Annotated in this window: 25 protein-coding genes and 1 tRNA gene; 17 read left to right on the top strand and 9 right to left on the bottom strand. The window is 32.0% G+C overall.

Features of this window, described 5'->3' with window-relative positions:
• The first annotated feature begins 474 nt into the window (after window positions 1-474).
• From K8N75_RS04790 to K8N75_RS04800, 3 genes are all read left to right on the top strand, one after another.
• Complete coding sequence (locus K8N75_RS04790) at window positions 475-642, top strand: PRC-barrel domain-containing protein (protein ID WP_223790980.1); 168 nt, start codon at window positions 475-477, stop codon at window positions 640-642.
• 276 nt (window positions 643-918) lie between these two features.
• On the top strand, window positions 919-1,653 hold the full coding sequence (locus K8N75_RS04795) for an Hsp20/alpha crystallin family protein (protein WP_223790981.1): 735 nt from the start codon (window positions 919-921) through the stop codon (window positions 1,651-1,653).
• Window positions 1,654-1,889: 236 nt separating this feature from the next.
• Window positions 1,890-2,159, top strand: a complete 270-nt coding sequence (locus K8N75_RS04800; RefSeq protein WP_223790982.1) for a hypothetical protein — start codon at window positions 1,890-1,892, stop codon at window positions 2,157-2,159.
• 67 nt (window positions 2,160-2,226) lie between these two features.
• Here K8N75_RS04800 and K8N75_RS04805 read toward each other — a convergent pair whose 3' ends face one another.
• The 4 genes from K8N75_RS04805 to K8N75_RS04820 form a co-directional block, all read right to left on the bottom strand.
• Window positions 2,227-2,727 carry a hypothetical protein gene (locus K8N75_RS04805; RefSeq protein ID WP_223790983.1) on the bottom strand — a complete coding sequence of 167 codons (501 nt, stop codon included), beginning with the start codon at window positions 2,725-2,727 and terminating at the stop codon, window positions 2,227-2,229.
• A 340-nt stretch (window positions 2,728-3,067) separates the two neighbouring features.
• On the bottom strand, window positions 3,068-4,228 hold the full coding sequence (gene nifS / locus K8N75_RS04810) for a cysteine desulfurase NifS (RefSeq protein ID WP_338038028.1): 1,161 nt from the start codon (window positions 4,226-4,228) through the stop codon (window positions 3,068-3,070).
• Window positions 4,229-4,626: 398 nt separating this feature from the next.
• Window positions 4,627-6,096, bottom strand: coding sequence for a homoserine O-acetyltransferase MetX (metX, locus tag K8N75_RS04815; RefSeq protein ID WP_223790985.1), 1,470 nt, complete (start codon window positions 6,094-6,096; stop codon window positions 4,627-4,629).
• Window positions 6,097-6,245: 149 nt separating this feature from the next.
• Window positions 6,246-7,616, bottom strand: coding sequence for an O-acetylhomoserine aminocarboxypropyltransferase/cysteine synthase family protein (locus tag K8N75_RS04820; protein WP_223790986.1), 1,371 nt, complete (start codon window positions 7,614-7,616; stop codon window positions 6,246-6,248).
• A gap of 384 nt (window positions 7,617-8,000) precedes the next feature.
• On the opposite strand from K8N75_RS04820, the gene K8N75_RS04825 reads away from it, so the two are divergent.
• From K8N75_RS04825 to K8N75_RS04875, 11 genes are all read left to right on the top strand, one after another.
• Window positions 8,001-8,396, top strand: coding sequence for a pyridoxamine 5'-phosphate oxidase family protein (locus K8N75_RS04825; RefSeq protein ID WP_223790987.1), 396 nt, complete (start codon window positions 8,001-8,003; stop codon window positions 8,394-8,396).
• A gap of 237 nt (window positions 8,397-8,633) precedes the next feature.
• Window positions 8,634-8,704: transfer RNA gene (locus K8N75_RS04830), tRNA-Cys, on the top strand.
• Between the two features lie 155 nt (window positions 8,705-8,859).
• Complete coding sequence (gene cysS, locus K8N75_RS04835; protein ID WP_223790988.1) at window positions 8,860-10,263, top strand: cysteine--tRNA ligase; 1,404 nt, start codon at window positions 8,860-8,862, stop codon at window positions 10,261-10,263.
• A gap of 183 nt (window positions 10,264-10,446) precedes the next feature.
• On the top strand, window positions 10,447-11,412 hold the full coding sequence (locus tag K8N75_RS04840; protein ID WP_223790989.1) for an FAD-dependent oxidoreductase: 966 nt from the start codon (window positions 10,447-10,449) through the stop codon (window positions 11,410-11,412).
• Window positions 11,412-11,801, top strand: a complete 390-nt coding sequence (locus K8N75_RS04845; protein WP_223790990.1) for a GMC oxidoreductase — start codon at window positions 11,412-11,414, stop codon at window positions 11,799-11,801. Before K8N75_RS04840 ends, K8N75_RS04845 begins: the two co-directional genes overlap by 1 nt.
• A gap of 125 nt (window positions 11,802-11,926) precedes the next feature.
• Window positions 11,927-12,943 (top strand): ThiF family adenylyltransferase, encoded by a 1,017-nt coding sequence (locus K8N75_RS04850; RefSeq protein ID WP_223790991.1) that lies wholly within the window; start codon window positions 11,927-11,929, stop codon window positions 12,941-12,943.
• Window positions 12,940-13,530: a ferredoxin:CoB-CoM heterodisulfide reductase subunit HdrC gene (hdrC, locus tag K8N75_RS04855; protein WP_223790992.1), complete on the top strand. Its 591-nt coding sequence runs from the start codon at window positions 12,940-12,942 to the stop codon at window positions 13,528-13,530. The genes K8N75_RS04850 and hdrC overlap by 4 nt, the downstream gene beginning before the upstream one ends.
• On the top strand, window positions 13,527-14,537 hold the full coding sequence (gene hdrB / locus K8N75_RS04860) for a ferredoxin:CoB-CoM heterodisulfide reductase subunit HdrB (protein WP_223790993.1): 1,011 nt from the start codon (window positions 13,527-13,529) through the stop codon (window positions 14,535-14,537). The genes hdrC and hdrB overlap by 4 nt, the downstream gene beginning before the upstream one ends.
• A 33-nt stretch (window positions 14,538-14,570) precedes the next feature.
• Window positions 14,571-16,901: a ferredoxin:CoB-CoM heterodisulfide reductase subunit HdrA gene (gene hdrA / locus K8N75_RS04865; protein WP_223790994.1), complete on the top strand. Its 2,331-nt coding sequence runs from the start codon at window positions 14,571-14,573 to the stop codon at window positions 16,899-16,901.
• A 111-nt stretch (window positions 16,902-17,012) separates the two neighbouring features.
• Window positions 17,013-18,002 carry an ATP phosphoribosyltransferase gene (hisG, locus tag K8N75_RS04870; RefSeq protein WP_223790995.1) on the top strand — a complete coding sequence of 330 codons (990 nt, stop codon included), beginning with the start codon at window positions 17,013-17,015 and terminating at the stop codon, window positions 18,000-18,002.
• A gap of 72 nt (window positions 18,003-18,074) precedes the next feature.
• Window positions 18,075-18,842 carry a hypothetical protein gene (locus K8N75_RS04875; RefSeq protein WP_223790996.1) on the top strand — a complete coding sequence of 256 codons (768 nt, stop codon included), beginning with the start codon at window positions 18,075-18,077 and terminating at the stop codon, window positions 18,840-18,842.
• 162 nt (window positions 18,843-19,004) lie between these two features.
• Here the strand turns inward: K8N75_RS04875 and K8N75_RS04880 are convergent, their stop codons facing one another.
• A complete protein-coding gene (locus K8N75_RS04880) occupies window positions 19,005-20,024 on the bottom strand; it encodes a TolB family protein (RefSeq protein WP_223790997.1) in 1,020 nt (339 codons plus the stop codon).
• 520 nt (window positions 20,025-20,544) lie between these two features.
• Window positions 20,545-20,901 carry a hypothetical protein gene (locus K8N75_RS04885; protein WP_223790998.1) on the bottom strand — a complete coding sequence of 119 codons (357 nt, stop codon included), beginning with the start codon at window positions 20,899-20,901 and terminating at the stop codon, window positions 20,545-20,547.
• Window positions 20,902-21,393: 492 nt separating this feature from the next.
• Between K8N75_RS04885 and K8N75_RS04890 the strand changes: the two genes are divergently transcribed.
• Window positions 21,394-22,068 carry a stage II sporulation protein M gene (locus K8N75_RS04890; RefSeq protein ID WP_223790999.1) on the top strand — a complete coding sequence of 225 codons (675 nt, stop codon included), beginning with the start codon at window positions 21,394-21,396 and terminating at the stop codon, window positions 22,066-22,068.
• Window positions 22,069-22,155: 87 nt separating this feature from the next.
• Window positions 22,156-22,446 (top strand): putative quinol monooxygenase, encoded by a 291-nt coding sequence (locus tag K8N75_RS04895; protein ID WP_223791000.1) that lies wholly within the window; start codon window positions 22,156-22,158, stop codon window positions 22,444-22,446.
• A gap of 60 nt (window positions 22,447-22,506) precedes the next feature.
• Here K8N75_RS04895 and K8N75_RS04900 read toward each other — a convergent pair whose 3' ends face one another.
• The 3 genes from K8N75_RS04900 to K8N75_RS04910 form a co-directional block, all read right to left on the bottom strand.
• On the bottom strand, window positions 22,507-23,106 hold the full coding sequence (locus tag K8N75_RS04900; protein ID WP_223791001.1) for an NAD(P)H-dependent oxidoreductase: 600 nt from the start codon (window positions 23,104-23,106) through the stop codon (window positions 22,507-22,509).
• A gap of 314 nt (window positions 23,107-23,420) precedes the next feature.
• A complete protein-coding gene (locus K8N75_RS04905; RefSeq protein ID WP_223791002.1) occupies window positions 23,421-23,963 on the bottom strand; it encodes a THUMP domain-containing protein in 543 nt (180 codons plus the stop codon).
• Between the two features lie 152 nt (window positions 23,964-24,115).
• Entirely contained in the window at window positions 24,116-25,015 is a 900-nt protein-coding gene (locus K8N75_RS04910; protein ID WP_223791003.1) for an ABC transporter substrate-binding protein, read from the bottom strand.
• A gap of 545 nt (window positions 25,016-25,560) precedes the next feature.
• Here K8N75_RS04910 and K8N75_RS04915 point away from each other — a divergent pair.
• Entirely contained in the window at window positions 25,561-26,538 is a 978-nt protein-coding gene (locus K8N75_RS04915; RefSeq protein ID WP_223791004.1) for a transglutaminase domain-containing protein, read from the top strand.
• Window positions 26,539-26,540: the final 2 nt, after the last annotated feature.

A 26,540-nucleotide genomic window follows, 5' to 3' on the forward strand; every position in this document is an offset into this window, starting at 1 on the left:
ACTTCACAACGTTGATGAATTGATCAAGGTCCACTGGTTTGGTGATGTAACAATTAAACAATTTAATTTATTTTAGTAAATGGTCTAATGTCAATATAATATAGAATTTTGAAGCTAATAGAACTTCCTATCTAATATATAACTATAGTTATATTTAAATGTTATTGGATTAATTAGATAATCCAAAATTCAATCAGTAATTTACTTTATATTCTATTAGAAGTAATTAAATCTAATTTTATACTTATAAAATGGTTCATTATGTAATTTAAAGCTTTATTGTTTTTTCCATTAGTTTAAAATCAAAAAATGAATTTATAAAAAATTGTTTCTAATAATTTTGAAATTGTATATTCATTATTTTAAACAGAAGATAGTTAAGAAATTAAAATCATAAAATAGGTTTGTATAAGTTGTATTAGGGTGTAATTGAATTATACTTTAATACTTAATCCAATTATTGGAGGTGAAAAAATGAAGATAGAAAGTGAATTAATTGGAAAAAATGTCATTGATTCATCTGGAGATCAAGTAAGTGTTGTTAAGGATGTAGAATGGGATTTTAACTCCAAACGCGTTGAATCTATCGAGCTCAAAGAGGCAGGAATTTCATCTAAAATTGGATTAGGTGAAAAAAAATAGTACCCATCAACATGGTTGATAAAATTGGTGATAATGTACTCTTAAAAAGTAAACTTTTCAACAAAAAATAAAACACATTCCAATTAACCCTTCCCTATATTTTTTTAACAAACCGATGATCAATCCAAGTAATTGTCTGAAACTGGCTTAAAAGGAGCGGAATTTTATGAAAATTGCAGATCATATTTGACATATCAATTTAATTTGCCGGTTAAATAAAAAATAAGCAATATTTAAGGCTTTGGATACAATTATGATTCAAATGGAGGATTTATTATGGCAGAAAAATATGAATCAGATCCAGAATTAGAAAAGAAAATGAAATTGGAAAAGACAGATGAAGGAAAAGTTATTGATATAAAAGGAACTTCATCTGGAAAGAAAGAAGAAATGGAAGCTAAGATGAAGGAAACCAAAGCAAAAATGGCAGAAAAGAAAGAGGATATGAGCAGTAAGATCCATGAAGTGAAAAAAGGTGCAGAAGAAAAAAAAGAAGATGTGAAATCCAGTCTTGAAGATGTTAAAAAAGAAGCTGAAGAGCAGAAAGAGAAGCTTGAAAAAGAAAGTGAAGAAGAAGGCTTGACACCTGCAGAGAAAATCCTTAACGATATAGTTAACAGATTTAAGCAGGGAACAGGGCAGATTAATGATGCCATATCAGATTATACTGAAGACGAATCTAAAAACCTTGTAGAAAAACCATTGGTCGATGTAATGGAAACTAATGATACAGTTACCATTATAGCAGATATTTCAGGTCTTAAAAAGGACGATATAGATCTTGGCATATCAAAAAACCGTGTTGAGATAATTGCAATGTTTAAAGATGAACCCGAGGATGAAGAAATAAAATTCACAAAAAAAGAGAGAAGTTATGGAAAAACTCATCGAAAAATTATGTTATCATCTGAAATAAAAGTACATGAAGCCAAAGCAAACTACAAAAATTGTACATTAACCATAGTACTTCCAAAAACAGTAGAAGATATAACTAAAGTGAATATAGATTAAAATATTTGATACCTGAAGTCAGGAAACATTCTGGTTTCAAGTAATAATTTTTTAACCAAAGGACATTAGTCATTCCTAAAGAACTAATAGCCTAGTTTATTGGTTAATGTATTTATTTCTCTTTTATCATTTTTTTTTTAATTATTGAGGAAGTTATAATTTTAAAATCATTTGAAATTTAATTACAACAATTGACACAAATTTAATAAGTTTTAAATTCAAGGAGATGATATATTATGGTTAATTATGCCACTTCTGAGGGATTTACCTTTAATATGATTATGTTAAAATCCTTTTCCCTGTGTGCTGAATGTATAAACATTGAAGTTTGGGAAGATCCATCTTGTTCTGAAAAGTTAAAATGTCTTATAGATTATAAAAAAAATCTTACAAAATTTAAATTCATTGATGAATATGAGATAAAACAACAACAAAGTATGATTAATGATTTATCTGCTATGATTTCCAAGCTTGAAAATTTGAAAAAAAACTTTAAAACATATTGATTTGATAAACTGTTAATTGGCAATTGAATTCATTTTTTTTGGCTCATTTTAATCTAAAAATTACCAATTATATGATTACAATCAAATAGGCTATAACAGGAAATATAATTAAGTAAGAGAATCCTGTTATGAAATGTGCTTTAAAACTGTTATCTGGATCATCCCCCCTGCCCCATTTTGACATGACAATGTTAAAGTCTTCATCTGAATAAAATTTTTTATGTTTTTCAGTTGCAATAACAGAATGGAGAATACGTGCAAAACCCAAGATGGATAGGGCTGCAAATGCTGCAGCCATAATTGGAAATGGTCCGGGTTGATTTGGAATTATAAATGTATAAAGTACTAAAAACCATAAAATGGGCATCACATCGATTATTATAAACCCTGAAATAAATCTGCGTATTGACCTATTTCTTTTTGATTTATCATTAGAAAAGAACAAGTAAATATCAAACGTACGGTACTTTCTTATCAAATTTATAACAACAGTAAGGTAAACTCCAAAAAATAATATAAGAGCATTCTTGCCGGATAATAAACTAACTGAATCAGGAACATAAACCATTCAAAACTACCTCTTTGATCCTATTTATCCTTTTTAATGGACATTAAATATAATTATCAAATTAAAATACAATGAACGAAAAATATTAAACATTAATAAAATATTTCTTAGTAAAATAGTATATTTACTATTATTTGGTACTAAAATCTGCATTTGTACTTATAAACTATTGTTGGCTGTTAGATAAATAACTTTAGACTTGAATATTTAGTAAGAGTTAAGAAAAAAATAAATTGATAGATAAATCTGAATTTTGTGATTCAGTAGATATTAATCAAAGCTAAAGAGGGACTTTAAATAAAATAAATATCACTCCTTATTTATAGACAAAATGGGACATTTATGTCCCACTTGCACACCATAGAGGTGACATCTTCCTTAACTTTGCAACAACTTCTTTTATAGCATTGATTGTATAATTAATATCTTCCTCTGTATTTTCATGTCCCAAGCTTATTCTTAAAGATCCGTGTGACTCTACTTCCTTGAGTCCTATTGCCATTAGAACATGTGATGGTTCCAATTTAGTTGAAGAACAGGCTGATCCTGTTGATGAGGCAATACCCTTGGAGTCAAGTGTAAGAATTAATGATTCTCCCTCGATAGCAGTAAATCTAAAGTTTGCATTATTTGGGAGACGTTTAGTTCTGTGACCGTTTAGATATGAATCTTCGACCTGTTCAAGTACACTATCGATGAGTTTGTCTCTTAAACTTGTGAGTTTTTGTGCATCCCTTACAAGGTTTTCCTTTGCAATTGAACATGCTTTACCAAGACCAACAATTCCGGGAATATTCTCCGTACCTGGTCTGATACCTCTTTCATGCCCTCCACCGTGAATAATTGGTTCTACTCTAACTCCTTTTCTTATATATAATGCACCAACACCCTTTGGTCCGTATAGTTTGTGTGATGATAATGAAAGCATATCCACGTTCATTTCCTTTACATCAACAGGTATTTTTCCAACAGTCTGAACTGCATCTGTATGGAAATATATGCCCTTTTCACGGGCTATTGCACCGATCTCTGCTATTGGCTGGATAGTACCTATTTCATTGTTTGCATGCATAATAGTAATTAAAATGGTTTTGTCGGTAATAGCTTCTTTCAGATCTGAAACCTTTACAATACCATCGTTATAAACTGGAAGGTAAGTAACTTCAAATCCATTTTTTTCAAGGTATTTACATGTTTCATAAACTGCAGGATGTTCTATTGTACTTGTAATGATATGATTTCCTTTATTTTTAAATTTATAAGCTGTTCCCTTTATTGCAATGTTATCTGATTCTGTACCGCCACTTGTGAAAATAATTTCCTTTGTTTCAGCACCTATTATGGATGCTACTTGTTCCCTTGCTGCTTCCATTGCATTTTTGCCTTCTCTTCCAAGCGAATACAGAGTAGATGCATTTCCAAAGGAATCTATGAAATATGGTTTCATTGCTTCAAATACTTCAGGATCTACTGGGGATGTTGCTGAATGATCCAAATAAATCATGTCTATAACCTCTTGTATTTTTGTTAAAATAATCAATTTTATTTATATTTCATTTTTTAGTCGTATTAATAATATTTTTTTTTATGGGCTTAAAATATTCATTAATTATTTTATAACTATAGTTATATTTAAATGTTATTTACAAAACTATTCCAGAGTTTTTATAATGTATTATTAAGTTATTATTAGGTTAGATATATTTTTTTAGGCTATTAAAAGAATAAGAAAACTATTTTTATATACTAACATCAATATTCTAAAAAATAATAATTAATATTATTAATATTCAGTTTCTATAGTATTATAATCGGTAACTAACTTTTTCAGTACTATTTTAAGGTAAGTTTTTAGTAATTTAACCCGTACAAGTAACAAAGAAAAAATATTTGATTACATTAATTTTCAGTCATTAATGTGCTTATATGGTCTGTGGTTACGATTCCAATGACTTTATCATTATCATCCACTACTGGAAGAGAGGATATACTATATTCCTTCATCTTTCTAGCTGCAAGCTCTATTGGATCTTCTGGACTTACTACTATTACTTCTTTGGTCATTATATCATCCAATTCACTAATTTTTAGTGCAACTGATTTGGATACGTCCCATGCTGTAACTATTCCAAGTAATTTATCTTCAGTTGATATTACTGGTATATGTGTGACTTTTTTTTGTAGCATTAACTCTGCAGCATTTTCAATGCTTGAATTCTCCTTTATCTTAGCAAATTCCCTAGTCATAACATCCTTAACAAGTGTGTCCGATAAAAATCCTGCTATCAAATAGTTTAACTGCCCTGCCTCTATAAGGAATGCATCATGGCCATAACTTGATTTTATTTCACAGTACCTTACATCAATATCATTTGCATTTAACCCCATTACTATATCTTTAGACTGTGATGGAGGATATAACCAGTCTGAATCAACTGATATTACTAAAAATTTGATTTTAAGGCCGTAGAATGTTTCTGCAAGAGATCCTTTACCTGCAAGATCAAAATAGTCTATTGCCTTTGAAATGTATAAATATGAGTTTGCATCGAATCTCTTTGTAAAAGAATTGCCCTGATAATGGAGGTAACTTTCAACTTCAAAATCTGTTTCAAAATCGAAGCCATAATCATCCTTATCCTGCAGTCTTCTTCCAAATTTCTGGTACATGGATTCGTTACTAAGGTAAGTTATGTGTCCTATCATTCTGGCTAAAGCTAGACCATCATCTGGAAATTCAGAGTCATAATAATAGCCATTATTCCAGTCGGGATCTGATATTATGGCTCTCCTACCAACCTCGTTAAATGCTATCTGTTGTGGAGATGAATATGCTGTTGTTGCTATTGGAATAGCAGATCTAACCATTTCGGGATATGATATACACCATTGTAAAACCTGCATTCCACCCATAGAACCTCCTATTACAGCAAAAAGCTGTTTAACTCCTATTGAGTTTACCAATTTTTTCTGGGCATTAACCATGTCTTTGATGGTTATTATAGGGAAATCCAGCCCATATGGTTTTTTGGTATCAGGATTTATTGAAGCCGGGCCTGTTGATCCCATGCAACCACCAATAACATTAGAACATATTATGAAATACTTGTCTGTGTCAAGGCATTTACCTGGGCCAATGATTATATCCCACCAACCTGGTTTTTTATCCCCCTCATACCAACCTGCAACATGGGCATCTCCTGAAAGAGGATGGCAGACTAATATAGCATTGCTTTTTTCTTTATTCAGCTTACCATAGGTTTCATATGCTATTTGAGGGTTATTTAGCTTTTCTCCACTTTCAAGGATCAAATCATCGGATAGTGAATGGTATTTAGTTTCTACAATCCCGATTGATTCGTTTTTCATATTTCTTCTCCTTATTAATTATACCCCAATTATCTTTTTTAGGGTCAACAACTAAATCTTTTTTCATCCGAGTAAATTAATGATATTTGTGACATATTTCAACTGCACTAATTTTTCCTTGATTATTTCATATGCAATTTAGTTTTTGATTAAATTTTTGCAAGTGCTTGTTCAATATCTGCTATGATATCTTCCACATCTTCAATTCCTATTGAAAGTCTAACAAAGTCTTCTGTAACGCCTGTTGTTTCCTGTTCTTCTCGGGTTAACTGTTGGTGAGTTGTGCTTGATGGGTGTATAACAAGGCTCTTTGAATCTCCAATGTTTGCAAGGTGTGAGAATAATTTAACACTTTCAATGAACTTCTGTCCTGCTTCTAATCCTCCTTTAATACCGAATCCTATTAATCCACCATAGCCTCCTTTGAGGTATTTACTAGCAATCTCATGTTTAGGATCGTCTTCTAGTCCAGGATAGTTCACCCATGAAACTTTTGGATGATTTTTCAGGTACTTTGCAACTTTAAGTGCATTTTCAGCATGTCTGTAAACCCTTATCTCAAGTGTTTCCAGTCCTTGTAGGAATTGGAATGCATTGAATGGGCTTAAGGCAGGTCCAAGATCTCTTAAAAGTACTACACGAGCTCTTATTGTGAATGCAATGTTACCTGCTTCAGGGAAGTCTCCAAATGTTTCCCAGTATTTGAGTCCATGATAACTTGGATCTGGTTCTGTAAATTCCGGGAATTTACCATTACCCCAATTGAAATTACCAGAGTCCACTATGACACCACCAATGGATGTTCCGTGTCCACCAATATATTTAGTTGCAGATAATACAGATATGTCTGCACCGTGTTCTATTGGTCTTACAAGTCCCACTGTTGATGTATTATCTACAATTAAAGGTATTCCTGCGTCATGTGCTATTTCAGCAAGTACTTCAAAGTCCGGTACATCAAGTTTTGGGTTTCCGAGTGATTCAACATATAATGCTTTGGTTTTTTCATCTATTGCAGCTTTGAAATCTTCTGGTGTTTCTGAATCAACAAATTTTACAGTTCTTCCTAGACGTGGAAGTGAGTAGTTGAATAGTTCGTATGTTCCTCCATAAAGGTTGTCACCTGAGACTATATTATCTCCAAGTTCTGTTACATTCAGTATGGCCAGAAATATTGCACTCATTCCTGATGAAACTGCAAGTGCACTTGTTCCGCCTTCAACTGCTGCTACCCTCTTTTCAAAGATATCTGTGGTAGGATTCATGATCCTTGTGTAAATGTTTCCAAATTCTTTAAGTCCAAAGAGATTTGCTGCATGTTCAGTGTCTTTGAATACATAGGATGATGTTAAGTATATAGGTACAGCTCTTGATCCTGTTGCTGAATCTGGTTCTTCCTGTCCAACATGCAGACCTATGGTACTTAATCCTGGGCCATGCCATTCTTCTGATTTGTTTTTATCCCCGTTTAATTTAGATTTAATATTTCCCAATACTGATTCTTTTTTTTCTTCTGTCATTTTTTTTTTCCTCCATTTAATTAATATCCGGAAGATTTTATCCTAATTTTAATTCATATTTGTGTATTTTCATTAAACAATAGTGTTCTGGGTTTCTTCTTTTCTGGTTGGACGTTATTTTAATCTTTAATTGTACTTATAATCCAAAAATACCACTTAACAAAAATATAACAATTGTTATTTTTTTATCTTATTTAAAGTTTCCTCTGTCTGGTTTACCATTTAGATCCAAATTAGTATATTATTAAAAGCAAAAACTGGAATTATGAATATTAATCATATAAATTTGAATTTCATTTGTATTAACCAACTTAATTTTCTTTTCAGACATTTTTTCCACAACATTTATATTATTAACAATTGTTATATATAATTGGTGATAATATGACTATGACTAAAGAAATGATAGACGCAGTTGAAAAGGACTTAGTCTTTCTTGCAACCTCATCCAAGGAAGGAATTCCAAATGTTGTTCCAATAGGATTTGCAAGACCTATAGATGATGAAACTATTCTTATTGCAGATAACTACATGAATAAAACACGTAAAAATCTTGAAGAAAATCCAAATATTTCCCTAGTTACTAAAGATGCAACTAAATGCCCATTCCAATTTAAAGGAAAAATAGAAATTGTTGAATCTGGAAAATACTTCGACATAGTGACAGAATGGGGCCAAAACGCCATGACCAAATTAACCCCAAAGGCTGCCATATTAATGAAAGTAGAAGAAATATATTCAATACAGCCTGGCCCTGATGCAGGTAAAAAGATAGGATAAGAAGATATTAAATTAATTTTTATTATAATTCTTTTTTTATTGAAGTGCTGAAGTAAAAATATATATGATAATATTTTATAGTACAAAGATGATATTGTATATAGTAATGTTAATTAAATAACTTTAAAAAGAAATCCACGTATGGAAATTCTTTATAAAATATACAAAAACTATTTATATAACAATTGTTAATCTAGTACTGCTGCTGAAATTAATATATATTTAAGGCATTATTTTGCCGAGATGACCGAGCGGCTAGGTGCGTGGCTGCAAACCACGATACTTGGGTTCAATTCCCAATCTCGGCCTACATTTTTTAATTATAACCAAATTTAGGGATCAGGTAAATAATTTTCATGATCTAAAAAATTTTTTGTTAAAAATATAAACATTCTTAAATAAATAGTAAACTTAATAATTTATCAAAACTTTATTTGTAGAACTATATGGACTAGTGAAACACATGATAAAACTGTACAACACAATGACCCGCAGAAAGGAAATATTCAAGCCAATACAAGGAAACCGGGTAAAATTATTTGTATGTGGGCCAACAGTATACGATCACTCGCATATAGGACATGCAAGAACCTATATATCTTTTGATGTGATTGCAAGATATTTGAAGTACAGTGGATTTACTGTGTTTTACATTCAAAACATAACTGATCTAGACGATAAAATCTTAAAAAGGGCAGATGAATTAGGTTCATCACCAATAGAACTCGCAAGGAGATATGAAGAAAAATATCTCTATGATATGAAGATATTGGGTGTTGAAAACGTTAACTTATATGCAAGGGCAACAGAACATATCCCAGAGATCATAAAACAGATAGAAATTCTCATAGAGAAGGGTTATGCCTACGAAACTGATAAGGGTGTTTATTTTGATGAATCTAAGTTTGAAGACTTTGGTAAGTTATCAAACCGTAACCTTGAAGACCTGAATGTTCATAGGATAGGACCTGACAGTTCCAAAAGGAATCCTGGTGATTTTGCACTCTGGAAAAAGAGGAAAAATAAATCTGAAAGTCAGGAAATGATCTGGGATTCACCGTGGGGCACAGGAAGACCCGGCTGGCATATAGAAGATACAGCAATAACAGAAACATATTTTGGACCCCAATATGATATACATGGAGGCGGTCTTGACCTTATATTCCCCCATCATGAAGCGGAAATTGCACAGATGGAAGCAGCTTCGGGCAAAAAACCTATGGTACGCTACTGGATGCACACTGGATTTTTAAATGTCAAGGGTGAAAAAATGTCCAAATCCCTTGGTAACTTCATAACCATAAATGAACTCTTGCAGGAATACTCCTCAGAGGTTTTCAGATTCTTTGTTCTTTCAACACATTACAGGAGTCCAATTGACTTCAGTCAAGAAATACTATCTCAATCCCAAAAGGGACTTCAGAGGATCTACAAGTTCATCGAAACAATAAACGAAATGTTAGATGAAGATACCAAGATATCTATGGAAAACGATGTAGAATACATTGAAAAACTAGTTAAAGTCCGAAAAGAATTCTTCGATGCCATGGACAATGATTTTAACACCCCTTCAGCTTTTTCATCGGTTTTTGATCTTATAAGGGAAGTTAATAGGGATATTAATCAATCTAATATTTCAAAAAATTCATTAACCAAACTAAAAGCATTAATTATAGAATTTGGTGTTATATTAGGATTTGATTTTTCAGTCAAACAAAACAATGAAGAGGGACTAGAAGACGACTTGGTTACACTTCTTAAAGATGTAAGAGAAAAATTGCGCGAAAAAAAGGAATGGGCACTTTCTGATGAGATAAGAAGCAGATTAAAGGATCTTGATATTGTTTTAGAAGATAAATCCACTTGATATCTTCATGGTATATTCTATTTATTGTTCAAATATTTTTTTTTTATGATAAAATATTCTAATCCAATTAAGCTGATCAATAGATTTATTAATCATGTACTTAACAATTGTTATCTAATTGTTATTGATTAATTCCCTATAGTGATAAGAATTAGATTTAAAAAAAAATTAAAAGTGAAAACCATGATATACGATGTTATAATTGTGGGAACCGGAGCTGGGGGGGCAACGGTTGCACATGAACTTTCTAATAAAAAATTGAACATACTCGTACTTGAAAAAGGCGCTGATTATCCAGATGGAACTGCAGCCAGCCATATTAAAAACACGGCTTTAAACCTTAGATTACCAGATGGAGATCATGATAATGAAGAATATGAATTTTTGAAACATGCTCCCGAGCTCATGAATATCGAAGGTGTAGGCGGTACAACACCAGCATCACTTGCAAATGCATGTTATGCATGTACAAGTTGTTATAAAAACTCTGCTACAGCCCAATTTAAAGTACATGATATGGAACTCTTTGAAGAACTACTCGATGCAAGTAAGAATCTAAAGGTTGGATCTCTACCAGCTGAAAGAATGGGACAAGCAACACGCAGAATTGTGGAAGAAGGTGAAAAACTCGGATACTTCATGGAACCCATGCCCAAATTCATTGACTTAGAAAAATGTGACAGCTGCGGACTCTGTATTATGGGATGTACAAAAGGTGCCAAATGGGATGCATCTCATTTTATAAATCAGATAATTGAAAATAACAATAATACCGAAGTAATCACTAATTTTACAGTCTTAAAAGTTTTACACAATAATGGAATTGTTGACGGAGTTGAAGGAATAGATAACAACGGTAAAACAATTTCGTATAAAGCCCGGAAAGTGATAGTTGCTGCTGGGGCTTTGAACACTCCCAAAATACTCATAGATTCGGGTATTGTGAAACATGTTGGTGATGGGCTCTTCACAGATCTGTTCATTACAGTTGGAGGTTATCTCAAGGATATCAAACTCAACAAGGAAATTCCTATGGGAGTTAAATCAGAGTTTGGTCCTTACTTTTTATCGCCACATTTTTCAAACCAACTAATACCATTAATAGAAGAGAAGGGATATAATCCTCGTCCTGAAGATGTTATAGGATAATGGTTAAGATAGCAGACGAAGCCAATGGTAAGATTGGGGAAGAAGGTAAAATTGAGAAAAAACTGACACAAAGAGACTTAGATCTTTTGACAGAAGGTTATAAGAAAGCTGTTGAACTTTTAAAGGCTGTTGGAGTAGAAATATCTTCAATATCATCCACTCCTATAAGGGGTGCTCATCCAGGGGGAACAGCAGCAATTGGCAAAGTTGTTGATAAAAACCTTGAAACACAAGTAAAAGGACTGTATATTTCAGATGCAAGTGTAATACCTCAAGCACCAGGAAGACCACCTATACTCACTATAGCTGCCCTTTCTAAAAGGCTTTCAAATATTATTATGGGAGAATTCACACCGGAAACTATTAATTCAATCACAACTGAAAGGTGAATATTAATTTCTTTAATTTTTATTTTTAAAAAATAATTTAAATTTTTATAATAAATCATATTATCATAAAAAAATGTCATCATAACAGATTAATTTAAGAAATAATAAAATTAGGAAGATTTATTATGCAAAACAGATATGCACGACAAATAATATTGCAAAACATTGGAGAAGAGGGACAGAAAAAACTTCTTGCTAGTAGCGCTGCCATTGTAGGTTGTGGTGCGCTGGGTACTGTTGCTGCCAATAATTTGGCCCGTGCAGGTATTGGGAAAATTTATATTATTGACAGGGATTTTGTAGAGCTTAACAATCTGCAGAGACAAATGCTCTTTGATGAAAATGATATTGGGACACCTAAAGCAGTTGCAGCAGCAGAGAAGGTTAAAGCAATAAATTCTGGAATTGATGTATATCCAGTTATTAAGGATGTAAACTATACCAATGTTGAGGATCTGTTAAAAGGTGTGGACATTGTAATCGATGGAACAGACAATATACAGACCAGAATGTTGATAAATGATGTTTGTGTTAAACATAAAATTCCATGGATTTACACCGGTGCCATAGGAACATCTGGAATGAGTATGAACATAATACCCGAAAAAGCATGTATCAGATGTCTCTACCCCGGTGTACCCAAGTCAGGATCACTCCCAACATGTGATACAATGGGAGTATTGAATACAGCAACGGTTATAATGGGTTCAATAGAAACAACCGAAGCAATTAAAATATTATTAGGATATTATGATGAAATAGAATCAACCCACAGTAACTTAGTTGTATACGATATATGGAAACAATCTTTCGACAGTATAATGGTTAAAAAGAATGAAAAATGTGAGTGCTGTGTTAATGAAAATTTCGAATTTTTAGAGTCTGATGAACAGGAAATAATAACATCACTATGCGGTAGAAACGCAATACAGATCACACCTGCAGATCCAAAGGAATTGGTACTTAAAAATATTGGAGAAAAACTTGAAAAACTCGGTACAGTTAAGTGCTCAGATTTTATTATGCTCTTCAAAAACCATGAAACAGAAATTTCATTATTCCGTGATGGAAGAGCTATTATTAAAGGAACCAACGATGAAATGGTTGCTAGAACCATATACGCGAGGTATATTGGAACATGAAAACTATTAAACTTAACAAAAATTCATTAAAACTTGTAAAGGATGTTTTAAATGATATGAAAGCATCCCCAGATCTTGGTATTTACAAGTGTGTACAATGTGGTATGTGCACATCCGTCTGTCCAGGAGCAAGTCAAACAGAATACGACCCTAGGGATATGATAAGAAGGGTTCTTGAAAACGATGAAACAGTTATAGACTATGAAGATATATGGAACTGTTTTTCATGCTACACCTGTAACAGTGTATGCCCATCTGGTAACAATGCAAGCGAAGTAAACCAGATACTAAGGCAAATGTCTATAGAAAGGGGAAAAGGTGCCGAAAAAATTACAGATTTCAGTGCTTATGGAGATAGTTTTATGGAACTGGGAGTTGGTTCCATACCCAGTAAATTTTTTGATGTCATGGTCAAAGATGTTGGAAAAGATTACATGGATCTGAAGGTGAATATTGAGGATATACGTGATGATCTTGGTCTTGGAAACTATATATTACCCAAAAAATCCACAGATGAAATTGAAGCTATACTTGATAAATCCGGCTTTAAAAAAAGGCTTGAAAGAATAAAGAGATGTAAAAAATGAAGTTTATACCTGATAAAGATATTTTACTCTTTAAAAGCTGTTTAGTGAATGTTGAATATCCTGGAGTTGAATCATCTACATGCTATATATTTGACAGGATCGATGTTGAATATTATGTGGATGAAAGACAATCATGTTGCACGGGGCTTGGGCATTACTACGATCTATTTGATCAACTTTCAACAACTGCACTTGCTGCAAGAAACTTCCATATAGCAGCAGAAACTGGTCATAATAATATAGCAACCATGTGTGCAACATGTTATGCAATACTTAAAAAAACAGTTAAGATATTGAACCAGAATGAAGATGCAAGAAATCAAGTAAATAATATCCTTGATGAATCTGGACTTGAAGAAATGGAATACACACAGGACAGTATGGATCCATCCAAAAACATATTCCATGTAGCTGAAATCCTATTCAATAAAAAAGATGAAATATCCAAGTTAGTAACTGTTGATCTTTCAGGATTCAAAATAGCAACCCATCATGCCTGCCACTACTGTAAGGTTCATTACAACGACACAATAGAAGGTGTTAGAGAACCTAATCTTATAGATGGCCTTGTAAAGGCTGTTGGAATAAATACCATTGGATGGTATGACCATAAAAGAGTTACTTGCGGTGCGGGGTTCCGTCAGAGGTTTACAAACAAGGAAATTTCATTGGCTGTAACAGCAGAAAAGCTCGAGGCATTGAAAGATAAAGATGTGGAAATATTGTTACATATGTGTCCCAATTGTCAGATGCAGTTTGACCGTTATCAACCATATATCGAAGATAAACTAAAAACAAAATTCAATATATTCCATTTGAACATTACACAGTTCATTGCACTGGCAATGGGAGCAGATCCTTACATGGTTCTAGGTATACAAACTCATACTGTACCTATAGAACCCCTTCTAAAACGTTTAAAACAGCAATTTGATCTGAAAGAAGATCAAGTTAGTGAATCTAACACTAAAAAATCACTTAAAATTGACAATAAATTTATGGAATAATATTTCACAATTCCCAAGGAGGAATTTAAAAAAATGAGCAAAGCTTCATTTAACGAAAATAAACCTGACCTTAAAATTGGTGTTTTTCTCTGTAGATGTGGTGGAAACATCTCAGACACCATTGACATGGAAAAACTACGATCATCGGTAAATGCTGAGGTTGTTGAAGAATTTGAGAACTTATGTTCAATAAATGGACGTAAAATCATAAGAGACAACATTATACAGAAAAACCTTGATAGAGTAGTTGTTGCAGCTTGTTCTCCTATAACACATGAAAAAACTTTTCAAAAATATGTGAACCCACTTAACCCTTACCTCCTTGAAATGGCAAATATAAGGGAACAGTGTTCATGGGTAAATCCAGATAATAACACAGCAACTGAAAAAGCAATTTCCCTTGTTAATGCAGCAATAGAAAAGGTAAAATATTCTCAACCACTAGACCCAATACTCCGTAAAACTCCTAAAACAGCTGCTGTGATAGGTGGTGGAATATCAGGTATAAGTGCATCGCTTTCACTTGCAAGACAAGGTATAAAAACATGCCTTATAGAAGAAGAACCAACTATTGGAGGTTCCATGGTTAAGGTGGGTAAATTATTTTCCCCAGAGAAATTGGCAGAGGAATGTGCTATGTGTCTCTTAAATCCATTAGTCAATGAGGCAGTACAGCACAAAAACATTAAAATAATGACCAATACCACATTAAAAGCTGCGGAACGAAGGGCTGGAAATTTCAACTTGTTAATTGAAAACAAAGCTAGGAAGGTTATAGAAGACAGGTGCATAAGCTGTGGAAGTTGTGCAGAAGTCTGTCCAGTCGAAGTTGATGACTCATGGAACGAAGGAATGACCATTAGAAAGGCCATCTACAAACCATTTCCACAGGCTGTTCCAGATGTATATACAATAGACCCTGAAAACTGTAAAGAATGTGGAAAATGCCAAGATACCTGTAGAATGAATGCAATAGACCTTTCAATGGAAGGTGAAGTTATCCCGATTACAGCCGGCTCTGTTGTTATTGCAACAGGCCATAAAACTTTTGATATGAGCAAAAGGCCAGAATATTCCTATGGTAGGCACAAAGATATTGTAACTCAGATGGAACTGGCAAGGATCATGGGTGTTAACGGACCAACCAAGGGAAAACTTCTCAAACCATCAGATGGTCAAGTTCCTCAAAGGGTTGTTATGATACAGTGTGTTGGTTCAAGGGATGAAAAACCAGGGGGAAGAAAGTATTGTTCTAAAGTATGCTGTATGGTTGCAATAAAGCATGCAAATGTAATAAAACAACATTATCCGGATACTGATGTAATAATATGCTATACAGATATGAGAACTCCTGGAATGTATGAAAAATACTTTAAATATGCGCAATCAAACGAAGTAAGACTTATAAGAGGTAGACCTGGAGAAATAGAGGAGAAAAACGGTATATTCATTGTCAGATTGGAGGATACCCTTTCTAGAGAGCCAATGGAAATAGAAACAGATCTAGTTGTTCTATCAACTGCAATGGAACCATCAGAAGGTACTATAGAAGTTTCAAATATACTTGATGTTGGTTTAACAGAAGAACTCTTTGTCAAGGAAAAACATTCCAAGATCAAACCCGTTGCAACCGAAGTGGAAGGTATATATGTCTGTGGAACTGCACAAGGTCCTAAAGATATTACAGACAGTATTGTTCAAGCAAATGCAGCAGCAGCAAAAGTTTCCGAACTTATAAATGGAGGAGTAGAGCTGGAACCATTTGTTGCAACTATCGACAATTCCAAATGCAATCTATGTAAAAAATGTATCGATGTTTGTAAATATAAAGCAGCATTCATACAAGATGATGTATTGAATGTTGATCCTGTGTCCTGTATAGGATGTGGTGCATGTCTATGGGAATGTGAAAATAATGCAATAGAAATAATGGGCCAGACCGATGAACAGATTCTTTCAATGATCACAGGTATGTTAAAGGATAAAAAACCCGGTGAAACTCGCATAATCACATTTTTAGATTCAGTTGGTTATATATCAGCCGATAATATAGGAATAAATAAAATAAATGTTCCAAGCTCTATACGAATTATTAAAATCCCTTCAATGAACCGGATAATGCCAAAACATATACTTCATGCATTCAATATGGGTGCTGATGGAATAATTATGGGAGAATATCCTTACAACCCAATGTACTCCAAAACAAAGGAAAGAATTAAGGGGTTGAAAAAGGAACTTTTAAAAAATAACATAGACCCTGATAGACTTGCCTTCTACAAAGTATACATACCCTACTTCAGGGGACTAGCAAACAGATTCAATGAATTCGATACTGAAATAAGATGTTTAGAGGAAAACTGAGTCCAATTTATTAAAAGATATATTTAACTTTAGGATATATTTTTTGATTTTTTTTTAAATTTTAATTTTTTCATCGAAACATTTATATAAAATTGTCCTTTGCTTATTAATATGAACAAAATAGTGCTTGGTCTTCCAAAGGGGAGTTTAAATAATGTTAACCGGGGTAATACTTATCAGTTATTAGTTGATGCAGGATACGAAGTGAGGGGATATGAACCTGGTAAAGAATCTAATGAGATTGGAATAATGAACGATCCTGAGATCAAAGGATTTTTAACAAGGCCACAAAGTGCGCCTGTTGAATTAAACCGTCAAATCCTAGATATTGCTATAATAGGTGAAGATTGGGTGCAGGAAGAATCTGTTAACTACAAAGAAAAATTAATAAGAAAAATAGGTGACTTAGATTATGGTCAAACAAGGTTAATTGTTGGAGTTCCAAAAGAATCACCTTACAATTCGTTAACTGACTTCTTCAGGGCCAATAAAGATAGAAAAACTCCAATACTTTGTTTTACAGAATATCCTAATTTAACGCGACAGTTCTTCATGAACAACAAGGGATACAAAGAAGTCTTTGGATATAGTATTCCATTTGTACAAGTAAGAGGATTAAGAGATGGGGACAATCAGATGGTCCAAGTCATAAATTCTGATGGTGCAACTGAGGTTTATATTGCAAAGGGTGCAGATCTTATTGTCGACAATACTCAAACTGGGAGTAGTTTAAAAAAAGCAGGACTAAAAGAACTTGAAACTATAATGGAATCAAGTGCAGGTCTGTATGCCGGACCAAGTTGTAAAGGAGCTAAGGAAGAGAAAGCTCATATGATGTTTGAACAGCTTTTCGGTGCAATAAAGGCCAGGAAATATTTTGATGTCAAGTTCAATATTTCTAATCTGAAGGTATCTGATGTAAAGGATTTCCTACTATCAAATGCTTACTGTTCAGATGAACCAACTGTTGTGGAGGGAAGTACATTTTCCCAAGTTAATGTTTTAATACCCAAAAATAAGTTTCCTGCAATGTTAAAGGGAATTAAAAATTATGGTGCTTCATCTATTGTGAGAGAGAATGTTAAACAGTACGTTAAATAGTCAAAATTTGAATTGATCTCATATAAATGGATTTCTTAATTAAATCTAAAAACATATGGAAGGTCTAAATCTATGAAACAATTTTTAATTACACCTGCAGCAGGTAAAAGGCTGATTGCAAAGGCTTTAGTAACATATTCTCCCATTACAGATGCACTTAAAAATGGTACATTTGTAATTGTAGCTGGAACAACCAATGGTTACGTTGCTGAGGAAATTCTTACAGCAATTGGTCAATCTGATGATTTTTCTAGGGAAAGATTCTTTAGAGGAGTGGTACTGCCTCCTTCAAAACCTAAATCAGATTCTGGAAGATTATACGATGACGCCAAATTTTTTGGCGATGTTGTAATTAAAAAAGGGGTTTGGCAAAAGGGATTAACTATTTATGATGTAGTAGACCAGCTTGAAGAAGGTGATGTAATCCTAAAAGGTGCAAACAGCTTAGATTTAATCCGTAAGAAAGCTGCTATTTATATTGGCCATCCGGAAGCTGGAACAATTGGTGCTGCATTACCAGTTGTTGTTGGACGGCGTGTTCGTCTGATTATTCCTGTGGGGGTAGAGAAACGTGTTTCAAGTGATCTGGATGATATTGCCAAAAAATTAAATATACCTGGTTTAACTGGACCGCGGCTTTTGCCCATAAGTGGAGAAGTTTTTACAGAAATTGAAGCCCTTAATATGCTTTGTGATGTAAAAACAGATCTAATTGCTGGCGGTGGTGTGTCAGGAGCCGAAGGTTCTGTTTGGCTGGGTATAACCGGTGCGGATAATTCTTTAGAGTTTGCTGAAAGAGTAATAAAATCAGTTTCTTTTGAGGAACCGTTTAATATTTGAAAAATATTTCTTTTCCTAAGGAAAATATTATAAAAAAATTAATTCTCAAATACACCATGATTTAATTGGAATTTTCATTTGTGCATAGAAAGATATGAAAAATAAAAAAAATGAATTAGATGCATAATGATTATCCATGTAATTGGATTTACATAGTTTTTTTTATGTAGTTATTTTACTGATTATTCCAGTCACAATGTTTTTCATATAGGTAGAATACTGATTTGAGTTTGTAATCTGTGTCCAGAGAATATTTTTACCTGAAATAGCTGGTTCATTGCTCTCATTAAATTGAGATATTATATTGATTGTTCCGGTTAAGAGATTTTTATAGTAAATATTAGATTTTCCATTGGATTCATATTGCTGCCATGCCACGATATTATCCTTGATAGAAGGGAGGAACTGGGAATTTTTTGATTTTAACATAACGCTAACTTTTCCAGTTTTAAGATCTTTGTAGTAGATATTTGAGTTTCCTGACTCTGTCTGAACCCATACAATATGATTATTATCAATTGCAGGATTGAACTGGAATTCATGAGTATTTAATACTTTGTTGCTTATTCCGGTTGCTAAATCTTTATAATATACTAATGAATAGCCTTTAATATCATACTGGGTCCAAACAATCATTTTACCATTGGTAACTGGTTCGAATTGTCCCTCGTCGGATTTCTTAACAATACCTATAGTTCCTGTTTTAAGGTTTTTGTAATAAATAGACGTACCATTGAAAGTATCCTGCTCCCAGACAATAATATTACCCGAAATATCAGGGGAAGCCTGATTTAATTTTGAATTGGAAACTCTACCGTATTTTCCAGTTACAATATTTTTGTAGTAAATACAAATTTGCCCTTTGGAATTTTCCTGTTGCCATACAATGTTTGAGCCTGAAATTGAAGGTTTAGACTGATCTTGATTAGAAGACAGTAATTTATGGCTTAATCCCGTTACAAGGTCTTTATAGTAAATAGATGTATGTATTGTTGGATCTCCCTGTGTCCATACAACTATTTTACCATCTGCAACGGGTTCAAACTGATCAACGTTGGTTACTGAATTGCTTAATTTAACCTTTGCAATGTGATTAGTATTTACGGTTGCAGCTGATGCTACACCACAGAAAATAATTACAGCAACAAAGACTGTTAATAACATTATAAGTTTAGTTCTCATTTTTTGTACATACTCCACCAATTATTTAAATTTGTATAATGGATAATGTAAAAGTTTTAATATATAAATTTATCTCTAATTTTGTTCATTTAAGCTATAAAAATAGAATAATATTTAAATTATATTCAAAAAAATCATAGAAAATAGAAGAATAATACTAATTTTACTTCTTCAAATACTGCATCAATAATCAAGTCAAAAAAATTAAATTGAAATGGGGAAGATATACCGAATTTAAGATTAAAATTAGAGAGGAATAAGTTTACCAATTTTATCTTATTCATTTAAAATTTTTATTAAAATATTACAGAATATTATAGATATTGAAATAAGTATAATATAATTCCAAATTTCAATTACTGATCTCTAAATATTTAGGTTCCTATTCTAACTGAGATATACATTATTTCAGATATTCTGCATTTAAATGATGAATTAATTCCATAATCTATTTTAAGGGACCCTATAGTACAAGTGCACGTTCTTGAACTGATATTTTTCATGAATATACTCTTTATATTTAGTTGGTTTCAGAAACATTGAAGTCACCATTAATTAGTCTCATAATCATGGTTGTAAAGTATCTATGTTGTTTTTGTGAAAATGATAGATTACATTTGGCACATAAATGCCATATTTCTCCAGGGTCGCTATTTAATTCATAACTATTCATTTTGGATCTACAATTAGGACATTCCATTGAATCTAAACCAGCATTCCGTTCTTTTATTCCAATTTCTCCTATAATTCCTTTTGTATTTTTAAACCATTCTAAAAATTCTTTTTTGGGAGTTATTACCAGTTCTAAACTATCAATTTTTTCGATGGGTTGCTTTCCAAGAATTTCTGGTTTAAGTTTTGCTTTTATGTCTTTCATTAAAAATCACCAAAGTAAGATCTAGTTGGTGTTGTTGGTGCTTGTAATGGTAGAGCATATGAGAATAACGCATACCATAAAAATACTGCATAAAAAAAAGGTGGAATAAATGCCAATTAAATCTTTAATGTTGAATTAACTAAAATTAGAATTGAAAACTAAATTTAAACATTTTTTAAATAAGTTAATTAAGAAAATAAAATAATGAATTGGAATCATAAAATTTTTTTTTATCTGTGTTTTATTTCAATTTTATTATTGAAACGATTTTTCAGATATTCTATCATTATTTTATGGTCTTCCAAAGTGGGACTAGGCCCATTATAATACCATGAATGCTTTTTTTGTTTGTTGTATACCGTTGAAATTTTATCATCTTCTGAGTTTATAACTCGAAGTTTGATATCTATATATAATTTGTATTACATATTATATAGGTTTTGATATCGTCAACATAAAATAAATAACTTGAAAAATAAATAGTAACTTAACATGTCCAAAATAGCTTTTTTAAATAGATTTTATAATGGTGAATTCAATTATCTCTGTATAAATTTTTATAAACGAAATAAAAAGTTTTTACTCCTCTCAGCAGCCATATATTTTTTAGCATTATTTATTGGCCTGATTATAGGTTATTTCATACCTGGTTTGATTGAAAATTTCTTGAATAGTGTTGTTAAATCGGACAAACAGTTTGTTATAAAAAATGGGATAAATACATTTTCAATATTCCTGCACAACCTTACTTATGGAGTATTTTTCCCCTATACCGCAGGTGTAACAGGAATAATTACAGCAGGAATATTGATACTTAACGGATTCCTATATGGGTCTTTTTTAGGATTTCTTTCATCTAATATTGGAGGTATTTTAAGTCCCTTAGGAGTGAGTAATCCTGTAGCTTTTCTAATTTACACAATACCACATGGTATATTTGAAACATCTGGTATTATTGTAGCGGGTGCTGGAGGATTCAAACTTACAAATTTGGTTATTAATATACTAATAGATAAAAAAACAAAAAATGAATGGTATAATGAATTTAAAGATTCACTAATATTAGTTGTAATTGCAATAATTTTAATTTTAATTGCAGCTATAATTGAAGCCAATATAACACTTCCATTAGGAAATTACATAACACATTTGTCTTTAGCAAAATAATATCATGATAATCATAAAGTTGAAAATGTTATTGAAAATTAAAAAAAAATATGTTAAAATAGTTTAAAAGTCAATGGAGAAGATATAATGATTATTGTGACGGCTAAAATGAATTTAAAACCTGGAAAAAAAGATGAATTTATTTTAAAGGCACAAGATTTAATTTGTGCTACCAGATTGGAAGAAGGTTGTATAAGTTATGGTTTGTATGCAAGTACAGAAAATAAAGATGAACTTGTAATGTTAGAACACTGGGAAGATATTAATTCATTAAACACACATATGGAAACAGATCATTTCAAACAATTTGGAAAAATAATAAAACAGTTATTAACAGGAAAAATTGATGTTAAATCATATTCTGTTAAACAAACATAATCCATTATAACATTAAGGATTAATGCGATTTAAAAGTTTAATTATTAAAATTGTTTCAACTTATAAATTTAAGGGAAATATTGAATTAGTGGTATCTTCTACATTTTTTAACCATTTATTTCTTTGTTTTAACGTGCTTGTTACCATTACTCCATAATTTTTACGATGAACATTGTTAATACCGCATAATCCGAAAACACAATTTTTCCATATTAGTTCAAGTGGATCTCCAAATACTTTATTTTCCCTTTCGGTTGTTGTGTTTGATGTGTTAAAAATTAATACATTAGCTGCATTTAATAAGCCTGTTGGTATTCCTTCCCCCAGATCTCCTTCCACAAATTGGTAGGCTACACCGGCACGCATAACTCTGTCAACCCAACCCTTTAAAATTGCAGGCGGCATTCCCCACCAGTTAGGATGAACAATTATTATCCCATCAACACTTATAATCTCTTTACAATATTTTTCAACCATTGAATCTGTTTCAGCATTTTTAGGAATTTCTTCAAAGGGAAGAGTAGGATTAAAATTTTCAACGTATAAATCATGGAAGATTACATCATATCCATTACTTTTAAGAGTTTTAATAGCTGTATGGGTAATTGCATGATTAAAACTACCTTCTTTAGGATGTGCTAGAATAACAAGAATTTTCATTTATTTACCTCAATTATAATTTTATTCATTATACAAATTTAAATATTTATTTCATTAGTTATCTTGATAAAAAGTATTTATTTATAATCCTTCTATATTTGAGGCTTAATATTGATAATATAATTTGAACTTTAGGCAATCCGATTGTCAATAAAAATAAATTCATTATTTATAAGTTTTTTTCACACTCCCCTGTTAAAAACCATCTAAAAGTAGTATAATTAATTTGATAATTTCTAGGTTTCTTAAATACTTTAATCTTGTATGAACAATTATAATGACAGATAGTTTAAAAAAAATTAATTTGGTAGTTTTTATAATTTTTTTAAGATCATTTCAGGGTCAAGTATACTTATACCTGTGTTTTCACCAACTACCTCGATCTGAATTACCCAATCTGAATCTGCACCATTAACTTCTAAATTAAATTTTTCAACTAACTCTTCTGTGACTTTTTCAACCAATTCATCTGAGGAGTTAAAGTACTTTCTTCCCCTTAAATCACATACCACCTTAAAAGAATCTCCTTGAACTACTCGATTACTTGCTAAATTACTAACTTGTTCTAATATACTTTCCAAACGAGTTCTAACCACCTTTTCAATAATTACCACTTTAGATATTACAGTAGTGGAAGCATTTGATAGTAATTTAACTGCATCTAATGGTTCCATATCCAAATCAATTAAAATAACATTGGGAAAGTTAGATTCTTTAAAATTCAACACTCTTTCTTCATTCTGGAGTGCCATTTCAATTTCTTCTAGCCCCATTGCTTCTTCACCCGCACCTTCACCTTTCTGTCCTCTAAGGGTTATAAGTAGATTAAATGATTCTGTTGGCTTGATAAGACTCACCTCTTAATTACTATTATGTTGATGAATGATATTAAAATTTTTGTAAATTTCTCATTATATTTAGAACAAAAGGATATAATAAAAAAGCAGATAATAATTTGATTCTTAATTTTCTTAAATCAATTATTCTTGTTTATATTTTATAGGTCCAATTAGTAGTGTGCATCTTCCTTGTGAGTCTCTTCAATAAATCTTAGGTTAAATATATCTCCAACTTTAAGATCATGATTCATGTATCCAAGTTCCTTCAAAACGGGTATGAATTCCATTGTAGATTTTATGTATTCATCAGGAACTTTTGCACAATACCGTGGTGAAATATTATATGTTTCACGTACAAATTTCTTATCAACTACACCCATTTCATTGGCAGCAATCTCTGCTGCTGTATTTGGTACGTTCTGTATAAGGTTGGATGCATCTTCATGTGCCTTTAAAAAACTTGTTATATATTCGGGTGAATTAGATATAAGTTCTTCTTGTACAACTATACCGTAGCTTGGATTGTAGGGCCATATTTTATTTGGAGGTATTACTATTTTAGAATTGAATTGGTTTGATGCTACTGTCGCAAGGGATGGTGTTCCAACACCGGCCTCTATTTCTCCGTCTTGAATTGCATCTGGGATGAAGTCAGCCCACGTGTAATTTTTTATGGAAATATCTCTATTTTTTAAGAGATTGCGTATGATAACATCATGAATAGAACCTCTTGTAGGTGTTCCTATGGTTTTTCCATTATATTGGTTTAAAACAGATGCAATATCTCCAAGCTCACTGTATGAACTGTAAGGTTCATTTGAAATCACAACTGTACCTTCAATATGTCCACCAGCAACACATTTAATTTTCATACCTTGTTCAATACCTATAATAACAGGTGGAAGCCCTATGTAACCCAGATCAATATCCTCACTTTCTAATGCTTTCATCATTTCAGGGCCTGTTGGAAATAGTTTCCAATTTGTCTCGTCTGAACTTTCAAAGGAGAATTTTCCACTTTTAAGAATGAATGATGTGTGGTATATTGTTGAGAGGTATCCTATTTTCATAAATTAGCTCCATAATTCTACTATAATTGGTAAAATTTTTCTAAATGATTATATAACAATTGTTATATTTAAAGTTGATCTATTAAATACATACTCTAAATCCAATTTAGACTCTTTATCACTCATTTTTATAAAAACAACAAGATACACATTTAATCATTATTTCAGACATGAAATAGGTTTATTTAGCCCAAATAAATTCAAGATTAATGTTTTATAATATATGGGATGATGTCACCAATTGTTAAAACTATTGAATACGTCTTTTTTTTAGATAAATGGTTTGCGTTAACACGATTTCTTGAAAATAAGAATGGAGACGGCTTATCACGAGCAAGGTATATCGAAAACCTCTAATCTGAGCTTAAATTATTAAAAAGGCTGTCTGATGGTCTTTTTTTTGAAATTAAACCAAAGGGTTTATAAAGGATGTTCAAGTCATTAGAGATAAGTTCACTAAAACGTCATAAATGAAACTTTTATGATGAATTGAACTCGGAGGCGATCGAATTAAGCGAAAAACAATATGCTCAATCTTTTTGCTATTGGCTTTTGCACTAATTTTAAATGTAAACGCGTCATCTGCTGCAACAGTTAATAACACAAGCAGCATTAATTCAAACGTGAAAACTGATATGTCATCAAGTATGACTCAGATTAGTACAGTTAGTGCATCTGCTAGCAAATCTAGCACAATATCTAATTCAAAAGTTACAACTACTGCATATGCAGTAAAAAAAACTGATAATACAAAACCTAAAATTAAAGCCATAGATCCAGCGAATAAAGCTGTGAATGTGAAAACAACTAAAACAATTAAAATCACATTCAATGAAAAAATTAAAGCTGGAACTAAATGGATAGAATTCAAAAACAGCAACGGTAGCAAAATATCATTTAGAACTATTATTAGGGAGAATATACTCTATATAGACCCTATTAAAAGTTTATCAAATGGAATTACGTATTCCTTAATTATACACACCGGCAGTATAACTGATACAAGTGGTAACAAGTTATCTTTACAAAGAACAAAATTTGAAGTAGCAAAAAAACCAATATCAGCAGCATTAGTTAAATACTTAAAACCTACAGCAAATTGCCAATCAACCAACTCGAAAATAAAATCACTAGCAGCATCGATTACCAAAGGTAAAACATCACAACTCAGTAAAGCATCAGCAATATTCAATTGGGTAAGAAATAATATAAGTTACTCATTTTACTACAACACCAGGAAAGGTGCATTGGGAACATTAAGTTCAAGATCAGCTAACTGTGCTGACACAGCACATATAATGGTGGCTCTTGAAAGAGCAGCAGGAATACCAGCAAGATACAATCATGGAACATGCAGATTTTCTAGTGGACATTACTATGGTCATGTATGGGCCCAAGTATATGTAAATGGTAAATGGTATTATGCCGATGGAACCAGCTCTAGAAACTCATTTGGAGTTGTCAAAAATTGGAATACTAAAAACTTTACATTACATGGTATCTATGCATCATTACCATTCTAGGA

The sequence above is a fragment of the Methanobacterium spitsbergense genome (assembly GCF_019931065.1).
Classification (GTDB): Archaea; Methanobacteriota; Methanobacteria; order Methanobacteriales; family Methanobacteriaceae; genus Methanobacterium_B; species Methanobacterium_B spitsbergense.